The sequence below is a fragment of the Amycolatopsis ponsaeliensis genome (genome assembly GCF_030182635.1).
In the GTDB taxonomy this organism is placed as follows: Bacteria; Actinomycetota; Actinomycetes; order Mycobacteriales; family Pseudonocardiaceae; genus Amycolatopsis; species Amycolatopsis ponsaeliensis.
This window is the reverse complement of the sequence record NZ_JAPZLD010000059.1, coordinates 56,604-65,340: the sequence shown is the minus strand read 5'-3', so window position 1 is coordinate 65,340 and position 8,737 is coordinate 56,604. Positions and strand designations below refer to the sequence as shown.

The 8,737-nt window shown below is 70.9% G+C and carries 5 protein-coding genes; 2 read left to right on the top strand and 3 right to left on the bottom strand.

The window, feature by feature from the left end:
• Positions 1-150 precede the first annotated feature (150 nt).
• Entirely contained in the window at positions 151-1,536 is a 1,386-nt protein-coding gene (locus tag QQ657_RS49525; protein ID WP_284749417.1) for a sugar porter family MFS transporter, read from the bottom strand.
• Positions 1,537-1,937: 401 nt separating this feature from the next.
• On the opposite strand from QQ657_RS49525, the gene QQ657_RS49520 reads away from it, so the two are divergent.
• Positions 1,938-4,613 (top strand): cellulose binding domain-containing protein, encoded by a 2,676-nt coding sequence (locus QQ657_RS49520; protein ID WP_284749416.1) that lies wholly within the window; start codon positions 1,938-1,940, stop codon positions 4,611-4,613.
• 61 nt (positions 4,614-4,674) lie between these two features.
• Here QQ657_RS49520 and QQ657_RS49515 read toward each other — a convergent pair whose 3' ends face one another.
• Positions 4,675-6,177 (bottom strand): cellulase family glycosylhydrolase, encoded by a 1,503-nt coding sequence (locus tag QQ657_RS49515; RefSeq protein ID WP_284749415.1) that lies wholly within the window; start codon positions 6,175-6,177, stop codon positions 4,675-4,677.
• A gap of 425 nt (positions 6,178-6,602) precedes the next feature.
• On the opposite strand from QQ657_RS49515, the gene QQ657_RS49510 reads away from it, so the two are divergent.
• A complete protein-coding gene (locus tag QQ657_RS49510; RefSeq protein WP_284749414.1) occupies positions 6,603-7,745 on the top strand; it encodes a cellulose-binding domain-containing protein in 1,143 nt (380 codons plus the stop codon).
• Here QQ657_RS49510 and mgrA read toward each other — a convergent pair.
• Positions 7,742-8,737, bottom strand: a complete 996-nt coding sequence (mgrA, locus tag QQ657_RS49505; RefSeq protein WP_284749413.1) for an L-glyceraldehyde 3-phosphate reductase — start codon at positions 8,735-8,737, stop codon at positions 7,742-7,744. The two genes, QQ657_RS49510 and mgrA, sit on opposite strands and share 4 nt — an antisense overlap.

Genomic DNA, 8,737 nt, shown 5'->3' with positions numbered 1-8,737 from the left:
GGTGGGGGGGTGCTCCTCGACCCGCGGGGGGGGGGCCCGGCGGGGGGGGGGGGCCCCCCCGCGCCGCGCGGCCCCCCCGCCGCCCGCGACTCTCGTGGGGGGGGGGGGCCCCCCCCCCCCCCCCCCCCCCCCCCCCGAGACCCCCCGGGGTCAGCTCGTGGCCGCGACCCCCTGCCGCGCCCGGAGGTCGAGCTCGATCTGCTCCAGCGAGCGTCCCTTCGTCTCCGGCACGAGCCACTTCGTGAGCACGAAGAGCACCACGTTGATGCCGGCGAACAGGAACATCGAACCGCCGATGCCGAGCGAACCCACGGCGGAGATGAGCGGGAACACCGCGCTCACGATGCCGGTCGCCGACCAGAGGACCACGCTGCTGAGGCCCATGCCCGTCGCGCGGTACTTCAGCGGGAACACCTCGGCCATCATCACCCAGACGACCGCGCCCCAGCCGAGCTCGTACCCGACCAGGTACAGCACCATCATCACCAGCATCAGGATGCCGCGCGTGCTGGTGTCGTGGACGTTCAGCACGACGAGCCCGGCCGCCACCAGCGTGATCACCATGATCACGTTGCCGATGAGCAGCAGCGGCTTGCGGCCCCAGCGGTCCACCACGAACACGACCCACGCGGTGAACAGGAACTTCGTGACGCCCAGCAGCACGCCGGACAGCAGCGCGGCCTGCGTGGCGAACCCGAGGCCGATCAGCATCGTCGGGAAGTACGCGTTGATCGCGTTGACGCCGCTGAACTGCTGGCCGACCGCGAGCAGGATGGCGACGATCATCATCGGCCGGACGAAGCCCGAGAACAGGTCGCGGAACCGGGGCTTGGCCTCGGTGTCCAGCTGGATGACCTCGCGGATGGTCGCGATCTCTTCGTCGAGGTTCACGGTGTTGCCGTGCGCGCTCGCCAGTACCCGCCGGGCTTCCTCCTCCTGGCCGTTCTTGAGCAGCCAGCGCGGCGTCTCAGGCAGGAAGGCCAGCCCGACGAGCAGGATCACGGCGGGCACGATCGCGCCGGCGAACATCCAGCGCCACGCGGAGATCGGGCCGAGCCAGTAGCTGGTCAGGAACGCGATCAGGATGCCGAGCACGATGAAGATCTGGTTCAGCGCGCCCATCGCGCCCCGCAACCGGGCGGGCGCCAATTCGGACAGGTACGTCGGCACGGTCGACGACGAAAGGCCGATGCCGAGACCGATCACCAGCCGCGAAATCACGAGCAGCGCGAACGTCGGCGAGAAGCTCGCCGCCAGCGTGCCCACGATGACGATCGCCGCGGCGACCATGATGGTGCGCCGCCTGCCGAGTGCTTCGTTGATGCGACTGGAGAACAGCGCGCCCACGATGGCACCGACGGACAGGCTGGCGGTGATCACGCCCTTGTCCCAGGCGGTCAGCGACCAGGCTTTCCCGATGAACGGGAGCACCCCGGAGATCACGCCCAGGTCGTAGCCGAACAAGATGCCGCCGAGCGCGCCGAAGAAGTACAAGGTGGTTCGGCTGATATGCCGCGCCGGGGCTGTCTGCGTCATTGCGAGGTCGCCTCTTTCGTAGGTCCAGTCCAGCCAGCGGCCACCACACTCACACGCCGGAAAAAACCGGGCAAGACAGTCGTTGATAACGATTCAGAAACGTGATCGCTGTTCACATATGTGATACCGCTTGGCGCACAACGTTGCTCCATCCGCCACACCCTCCTTTCCGGTCGTGAATCGGTACACAATGGACACGCTCGGCCACCGTCCCCGGTTCATCGATTCCATTGTGGACGGTGCATCGCAGGCGAAATCGTCGAAGCCGTTTCGCCTGGTCCGACGCCCTGCCGATGGACCTTTACACCGTCCCGCGCGCGGGTCTACCTTCCTCTGGAAGCGCTCCCAGAATCCTGGAGGCAGACGTGCGAAACTCGCAACCCCGTTCCCTCAGACGACTCTTGGCGGGCACGCTCGCCTTCGTCGTGCCGGCCGCCGTCGCGGTCACCGTCGCCGCCGCGCCGGCGTCCCCCGCCGCCGTCGCGGCCACCACGTGGCGCAACGCGGAGATCGGCGGCGGCGGGTTCGTCCCCGGCATCGTCTTCAACCAGGCCGAACCCGGCCTCGCCTACGCCCGCACCGACATCGGCGGCGCGTACCGCTGGAACACCGCCACCGGGCGCTGGATCCCGCTGCTGGACTCGGTCGGCTGGACCGACTGGGGCCACAACGGCGTCGTCAGCCTGGCCACCGACCCCGTGGACCCGAACAGGGTCTACGCCGCGGCCGGGATGTACACCAACAGCTGGGACCCGAACACCGGCGCCGTCCTGCGCTCGGCGGACCGTGGCGCGACCTGGCAGGCCTCGGCGCTGCCGTTCAAGCTCGGCGGCAACATGCCCGGCCGCGGCATGGGCGAGCGGCTCGCGATCGACCCGAACCGCGACAGCGTCCTCTACCTCGGCGCTCCGAGCGGCAACGGCCTTTGGCGCAGCACGGACTCCGGCGTCACGTGGGCGAAGGTGACCGCCTTCCCCAACCCGGGCAACTACGCGCCCGACCCGAGCGACCCTTCCGGCTACTCCAGCGACAACGAAGGTGTCACCTGGGTGACGTTCGACCCGTCGACCGGCACCCGCGGCAACACCACGCAGACGATCTACGTCGGCGTCGCGGACAAGGCGAACACCGTCTACCGCAGCACCGACGGCGGCACGACATGGGCGCGGCTGGCCGGCCAGCCCACCGGGTTCCTGGCGCACAAGGGCGTGCTCGACCCGGTCGGCGGCTACCTCTACCTCGCCACCAGCGACACCGGCGGCCCGTACGACGGCGCGAAGGGCGACGTCTGGAAGTACGCCACGAAGACCGGTGCGTGGACGCGGATCAGCCCGATCGCCTCCGACAGCGCCGACGACTACTTCGGCTACAGCGGCCTGACGATCGACCGCCAGCACCCGAACACCCTGATGGTCGCGACGCAGGTGTCGTGGTGGCCGGACGTCATCTTCTTCCGCAGCACCGACGCCGGTGCCACCTGGACCCGGATCTGGGACTTCACGAGCTACCCGGACCGGTCGCTGCGCTACACCCAGGACATCTCCTCGGTGCCGTGGCTGACCTTCGGCGTCCAGGCCGCTCCCCCGGTGCCCTCACCCAAGCTCGGCTGGATGACCGAGTCGGTGGAGATCGACCCGTTCGACTCGAACCACCTGCTCTACGGCACCGGCGCGACCATCTACGGCACCTCCGACCTGACGAAGTGGGACAGCGGCGGGAAGATCACGCTCAAGCCGGTCGTCGGCGGCCTCGAGGAGACCGCGGTGCTCGACCTGATCAGCCCGCCGTCGGGCGCGCCGCTGCTCTCCGGGCTCGGCGACATCGGCGGGTTCCGGCACGACAGCCTCGACGCCGTCCCCTCGACGATGTTCACTTCGCCGGTGTTCACGACGACGACCAGCCTGGACTACGCCGAGCTGAACCCGGCCACGATCGTCCGCACCGGCACGCTCGACCGGACCGCCCGGCCGAACGACAACCGCGTCGCGTTCTCCACCGACGGCGGCAAGAACTGGTTCCAGGGCGCCGAACCAGGCGGTGGCGCCAGCGGCGGGACGGTGGCCGCGGCCGCCGACGGCAGCCGCTTCGTGTGGAGCCCGGACGGCACCGGCGTGAGCTACTCCGTGGGCTTCGGCTCGTCGTGGACGGCGTCGGCCGGCATCCCGGCGGGCGCGGTGGTCGAGGCCGACCGCGTGGACCCGAAGCGGTTCTACGGGTTCGCCGCGGGCCGCTTCTACGTCAGCACCGACGGCGGCGCGAACTTCACCGCGTCCGCGGCCACCGGGCTGCCGAGCGGCTCGGTGCACTTCAAGGCGATGACCGGCGTGACCGGCGACATCTGGCTGGCCGGCGGCTCCGGCTCGACGTACGGTCTGTGGCACTCGACCGACTCCGGAGCGTCCTTCACGAAACTGAGCGCGGTCACCGAAGCCGACAACATCGGGTTCGGCAAAGCCGCTCCCGGCCGGACGTATGCGGCGTTATACACCATTGCGAAGATCGGTGGGGTGCGCGGGATCTTCCGGTCGGACGACGCGGGTGCGTCGTGGACGCGGATCAACGACGACCGGCACCAGTACGGCAACATCGGGGCGGCGCTGAGCGGGGATCCGCGGGTGTACGGCCGGGTGTACGTGGGCACGAACGGGCGGGGCGTGATCGTGGGCGAGTCCGGCGGTGACCAGCCGCCGCCCACGACGACGACCACCGCCACGACTCCGACCACTCCCCCGACGACGACCACGCCGGTGCCGGCTTCGTCGTGCACCGCGGCCTACACCGTCACGAACCAGTGGCAGGGCGGTTTCCAGGCCGGGGTGAAGGTCGGGAACACCGGGACCGCGCCGGTGAACGGGTGGACGGTCACCTGGTCCTTCGCGGACGGCCAGCGCGTCACGCAGGCCTGGAACGCACAGGTGACGCAGACCGGCGCGGCGGTGTCCGCGCTCGACGCCGGCTGGAACAAGACGATCGCGGTGGGCGGCAGCGCCGAGTTCGGCTTCACCGGTACCTCGGGCACCACCAATGGAAAACCCACCGCGATCAGCCTCAACGGCCAGGCCTGCACGACGACCTGACGGCAGCACGGGAACGGGGCGGCGGAAGGATCCGCTGCCCCGCCCCGCACGGCCGGTCCCGTCAGCCGGCCGCGAGGAAGTGGGCGCGGATGCCCGCGCCGAACGCCGTCGGCGTGCCGTCGTAGGACGTGATCAGCGCGGGGCCGGACGTGCAGGGCCAGGTGTTCCAGGTCCAGCCGAGGTAGGAAGCCTGGTGCCGGTCGAACCAGTCCATCAGGCCGGTGACGTAGCCGCTCGCGCAGTCGTTCTCGCCGATCTCCCCGGCCACCAGCGGCACGGCCGCGGCGACCGGCGCGAGCTGACTGTCCCAGCAGGACGACGAGCTGCAGGTGTTGAAGTTGTACGAGTGCCAGGACGCGACCAGGTTGCCGGCCGGGTCGCTCGGCTTGTACTGCAGCCACCCGGTGAGGTCGTTGGAGTAGGCGAGGCCGCCGAGCATGATGACGTTGGTGGCGCCGGTCGCGCGCACCGCGTTCACCAGCGTCTGCATGCCCGCCACCGGGTAGCCGATGCCCGTGCACGCGGAACCGCCGTCACGCCAGCACGTCCACGCCTGGGCCGAGCCGGACACCGCGCGGTCGAGGTAGGGCTCGTTGAACAGGTCGAGGATCGTGGCGTCGTCGCCCTTGAACGTGTTCGCGACCGAAGTCCACAGGTCCACCGAGTGCTCGGTGTCGGTCATCGGTTTCTGGCAGGTGGCGTTGACGTCGCTGCACGCCGAAGAGTTCCCCGTGTAGACGCCGTGCGTCCAGTGCAGGTCGAGGATCGCGACCAGGCCGTTCTCGTGCAGCAGGTCCACATAGGACTTGATGGCCGCGCGATACGTGGCTCCGGCGTACCGCGGGTCCACGTTGGACAGCCCCAGCCAGCAGTCCTCGTTGAAGGGCACGCGCACGACGTTCGCGTGCCAGCTCTTGATCGCGGCGACCGAGGCCGCGTCCATCGGGCCGTCGAAGAGGCCGTTGCCCTGCACGCACGCGAACTCCCCGCCGGAGCGGTTCACCCCGCGCAGCGTCACCGGCGTGCCCGCCGTGTCGGCCAGCCGGTTGCCGGAGACGTGCAGCTTGGGCGCACCGCCGGGCGGTGGCGTCGTGGTCGTGGTGGTGGGCTGGGTGATCGGCGTCGTCGGTGTGGTGGTCGGCGGCTGCGTGCCGCCGCACGGTTCGCCGTTCACGCTGAACGACGCCGGCGCCGCGTTGGCCCCGCTGTAGCCGAAGTTCGCGCCTGCGGTGACGGATGCGTTCGGGGCGATCGTGCCGTTCCAGGTCGCCGGGGTGAGCGTGACGGTCTTGCCGGACTGCGCCCACGTGCCGTTCCAGCCCTGCTGCAGCTGCTGGTTCCCGGTGTAGCTGTAGCTGATCCGCCACCCGGACAGCGGCGCCGTCCCGAGGTTCTTCAGGCTGAGGTTGGCGGTGAAACCGCTTCCCCAGTCGTTCACGGTGTAGCCGACCTCGCAGGCCGTCGCCGCCGCTGCGGGCGATGGTGTGCCCAGCGTGAACGCCGTCGTCGCGCCGACGACGGCGAGCGCGCTGAAGGCGCCGAGCAGTGCTGGTCCGGAACGCATCGATCACTCCCTCGGTACAGGACGGAAACCGTGAGAGCGCTCCCAGCAGCGCTGGACAGTACCCGGCCTCCTCGGGCGCTGTAAACCCCGCGGTGATCTTCGGCAAGGATTCCCGGAATCCACTCCAACGGCCGCATCCGGTGGCGCCGGCCGGTGGCACAGCGCGACCACAGGATGCTTTGCCTCCCAACGGCTTCGGCCGTTCAGGAGCGTTCAGTTCCCGCCGGGCCCGGCGGGGGCACCCGAAAACGGACCACCGGATCGGCTCGCGTCCGGGTCGCGCTTTACAACGACGACACGCGGGGGTTACCTTTCCGGCGGCTGGAAGCGCTCCCATGCCAGGTCGCCTCATCCGAACGCGGCCACCACCCAGGGGCGCCGTGGCGTGAGCCGCGGCGCCCCTGTCCGCGTCCCGGGAGGCCCCGATGCACAGGTTCGCCGCCGCCCTCGCCGGACTCTGCCTCGCCGCCGCCGGCACCACCGCGGTCGTCGCGGCCGGGCCGGCCACGGCCGCGCCCGCCTGCCAGGTCGGCTACCACGTCAACCAGTGGCAAACCGGGTTCACCGCCGAGATCACCGTGACGAACGGTGCCACCGCACTCACTTCCTGGGCGCTCACCTGGCACTACGCCGGGAACCAGTCCGTGACGTCGGCCTGGAACGCCACCGTCCGCCAGTCCGGCGCCGCGGTCACCGCCGAGAGCCTGCCTTACAACGCCGCGCTGCCTGCCGGCGGTTCCGTTTCGTTCGGCCTGCAGGGCACCTCCAGCGGGACCAACGCCGACCCGGCGGACTTCGCGCTCAACGGCGTCGCGTGCGGGGACACCGCTCCCCCCTCCACGACACCGCCGACGACTCCGACACCCACGACCACCGCGCCGCCGCCCGCCGGGTGCGCGGACGCGGCGTTCTGCGACGACTTCGAGCAGCAGACGGGCGGCGCCCCGGCCGGCCGGTGGACCGTCGGCGCGGCGAACTGCCAGGGCACCGGCACGGTCACCGTCGACACCGCCGTCGCGCACTCCGGCACCCGCTCGGTCAAGGTCGCCGGGGGCGGCGGCTACTGCAACCACGCGTTCTTCGGCACGAGCGTGCCCGGCTCCGGCGTGCTGTACGGCCGGTTCTGGGTCCGCCACACGACGTCGCTGCCGTCCGGGCACGTCACGTTCATGGCCCTGCGCGACACCGCGGACGGCGGCCGCGACCTGCGGGCCGGCGGGCAGAACCGGGCCCTGCAGTGGAACCGCGAATCCGACGACGCCACGCTGCCCGCGCAGAGCCCGGCCGGCGTCGCCCAGAGCGTCCCGCTGCCGACCGGCGCGTGGTCGTGCTTCGAGTTCGCGATCGACGGCGCGGCCGGGCAGCTGCGGACGTGGCTGGGCTCGGCCGAGGTGCCCGGGCTGGTCGTCGACGGCGTGCCCACCCCCGACGTCGACCAGCAGTGGCTCGCCCGTGCCTGGCACCCGGCCGTGACCGACCTGCGGCTCGGCTGGGAGAGCTACGGCACCGACGCCGACACGCTCTGGTTCGACGACGTGGCCATGGGCACCGGCCGGATCGGCTGCTAGGCCGCGACGATCCGGTCGATCTCGGCCAGCTCCTCGTCGGCGAAGTCCAGGTTCGCGGTCGCCGCGACGGTGTTCTCGAGCTGGGCGACGCTGCTGGCCCCGATCAGCGCGGACGTGACGCGGCCGCGGCGCAGCACCCAGGCGATGGCCAGCTGCGCCAGCGTCTGCCCGCGCCGCTTCGCGACGTCGTTCAGCGCGCGGATCGTCGCCAGGGTCTCCTCGGTGAGCCGGTCCTTCGTGAGGAACGGGCTGGCGCCGGCCGCCCGCGAGTCGGCGGGGACGCCGTCGAGGTAGCGGTCGGTCAGCAGGCCCTGGCTCAGCGGCGAGTAGGCGATCGAACCCACGCCGTGCTCGTCGAGGACGTCCTGGAGGCCGTCTTCCACCCAGCGGTTCAGGATCGAGTACGACGGCTGGTGGATCAGCAGCGGCGTGCCCAGTTCCTTCAGCGCGGCGATCGCGGCTTCCGTCTGCTCCGGCGAGTAGTTCGAAATGCCCGCGTACAGCGCCTTCCCGGAGCGGACCGCGGTGTCGAGGGCACCCATGGTCTCCTCGATCGGCGTCTCCGGGTCCGGGCGGTGGGAGTAGAAGACGTCGAAGTGGTCCAGGCCGGTGCGCGCGAGGCTCTGGTCCAGGCTGGCCAGGACGTTCTTGCGCGAGCCCCACTCGCCGTACGGGCCGTCCCACATCAGGTAGCCGGCCTTGGACGACACCAGGATCTCGTCGCGGTACGGGCGGAAGTCGGCGGCGTAGTGCCGGCCGAAGTTCGCCTCCGCCGCGCCGGGCGGCGGGCCGTAGTTGTTGGCCAGGTCGAAGTGCGTCACGCCGAGGTCGAACGCCCGGCGCAGCACCGCGCGCTGGACGTCGAGGGGCTTGTCGTCCCCGAAGTTGTGCCACAGGCCGAGCGACACGGCGGGCAGCTTCAGGCCACTGCGTCCCGCTCGCCGGTACGGCATGCCCGCGTAGCGGTCTTCGGCGGCGACATAGGGCGACAT